This is a genomic window from Streptomyces sp. NPDC026394 (genome assembly GCF_055567735.1).
The window spans coordinates 1-1,836 of record NZ_JBVHPX010000068.1 but is presented as its reverse complement, the minus strand read 5'-3'; the positions used below and the strand labels follow the sequence as shown (position 1 = coordinate 1,836).

Genomic DNA, 1,836 nt, shown 5'->3' with positions numbered 1-1,836 from the left:
CCGCCGCGTAGTCGTCGGCATGGCCGCTGTAGACGGCGACTGATTCAGCTACTGGGTCCAACTGTCCCCTGCCGGATGTGGTGCGTGACTTCATTCCACCTACCCTGACCTGCCGCTGCATCGGTATCCAGTGGCCAGAACGAAAAGGGATCAAGCTCATACGCTCGCACCTCACCCATACAGGCGACAGTGCGCCGAAGGACACAATAAGCGTCACCCTGAAGCGCAGAGGTCAGTAGCGTCACCGCCTCGTCCTCGGTGTCCTGTACGGCACCGCAGATCGCGCAGCTGATCAGGTAGCGGCGCAGGTGGGGGCGGAGGATGTTGCCGCTGACGTAGCGGTGGAGGGCCTCGCCGCAGTAACGGCACGGATCGTCGGTGCTCTCGGTGCGCTGCACCGTGTAGGTGTGGCGGTACGCCTCGACGAAGTGGTACTCGCGGCTCTCGGTGGCTTGCAGGAGCTTGTCCATGACGCCGCGGTCGAGCGCGGTGCACTTCTCCCGGATACGCTCGACGGAACGGCTGAACCGTTCCCACTCGGTCAGTTCGAAGCGTGTGTTGCGCGCTCTGCGGGCCATCGTGGGCAGGTTGTTGACCATGTCGGTCAGTACCGCGCGGCCCTTGTCGAGCTTGATGTCCAGGAACGCCAGGTTCTCATACCGTTCGAAGGCCCGGGTCAGTCAGTCCAGTTCGGCCCGCGGCGCCGTGGCGCGCACGTCGAGGACGCGGGGCGACTCCTCCGTGAGCAGCGGCCGGCCCTCTACTCCCTGCATGCAGGCGGGCAGCGGGCCGGGCGCGCGCCGGGCCGCCGCCTGCTCCTCCGGGTCGTCGGTCAGACCGCACAGGATGTCGTCGGGGGTGACCCGCAGGTAGTCCTCGCTGGCGTGGGCGATGAAGCTCAGCACCCGGCGCAGCACCGTGCCGTCCATGAGATGCCCGGCGTCGACGGCGTCCGTCGGGCAGACCGTCAGGCGACCCGACGTCATCGGTTCCTTGAGCTCGCTGAGCTTGGCCGGGGTCGGCCCGCACAGGACGCCCGTGTTCACCTCCGGGGCCTCCCGGCGGAGCCGGTTCAGCAGGGCGAACTCCAGCACCCGTTCCGGGCCGACGACCGTGAGGTAGCCGCCGGGCGGCAGCTCCAGCGCCGCCTTCACGACCTGACTCGCGGTGTCGGCCCGTACCAGCCGGGCGTCCTTGGCCAGCGCGAACACCAGTGCCGGCGCGCAGAACCCGGCGTCGTCGGTGAGGGCGACGACGAGGTGGTCCTCCCGCCCGTCGCGCGCGCAGTCACCGGCCCCCGGAGGGACGGCGCCATCGGCCCGGGCAGGTACTTCGACCGTTTCCAGGCCGAGGCGCGCCGCGATCCGGCGGGGCCACACATGCTTCCCGGCCGGGTCGAACACGGGCAGATACCGCGCCCCGCGGCCGTGCTGAGCGAACGCGTACTCCAGATAGTCGCCGAGCGTCGTGGCAAGCCCTATGGTCACGTCTTCCAGCCCTTCTCGTCTCCGCGTTCCGGTGGCCGGGCCGCGCGGCACCGACCGGCATCTTCGTGGGCAGCCCTGGCTCAGGCGCCCGGCTTACGGGTCATGGCCCAGGTGCGCGGGCCGCCGCCGGGAAGCGGGTAGTCGGCCGTCACCTCGAAGCCGAGGCGCTCGCAGAAGCGCACGTTGCGTTCGTCGGAGGTCTCCAGGAAGGCGGGGACACCGGCCTGTTCAGCGGCTTCCAGGCCGGGCCGGACCACCGCGCCGCCCAGGCCCTGACCCTGGCGGCCGGGGTCGACGCCGACCGAGCCGAGGAACCACACGGGTTCGGTGGGCCGGTGGGGCCCCATGG

General features: G+C 70.3%; 3 protein-coding genes. All 3 read right to left on the bottom strand.

Features of this window, described 5'->3' with window-relative positions; translation table 11 throughout:
- Positions 1 to 44 precede the first annotated feature (44 nt).
- Positions 45 to 599, bottom strand: a complete 555-nt coding sequence (locus ACZ4QV_RS42450) for a hypothetical protein (RefSeq protein ID WP_467764567.1) — start codon at positions 597 to 599, stop codon at positions 45 to 47.
- Positions 600 to 680: 81 nt separating this feature from the next.
- A complete protein-coding gene (locus ACZ4QV_RS42445) occupies positions 681 to 1,487 on the bottom strand; it encodes a hypothetical protein (RefSeq protein WP_467764566.1) in 807 nt (268 codons plus the stop codon).
- An 80-nt stretch (positions 1,488 to 1,567) separates the two neighbouring features.
- Positions 1,568 to 1,836: GNAT family N-acetyltransferase (locus ACZ4QV_RS42440; RefSeq protein WP_467764565.1), on the bottom strand; the 269-nt coding region annotated here is incomplete at its 5' end.

Excerpts from the sequence above, each read along its gene's own strand:
- ACZ4QV_RS42450 (WP_467764567.1), bottom strand. The coding sequence starts at position 599 with ATGGTCAACAACCTGCCCACGATGGCCCGCAGAGCGCGCAACACACGC.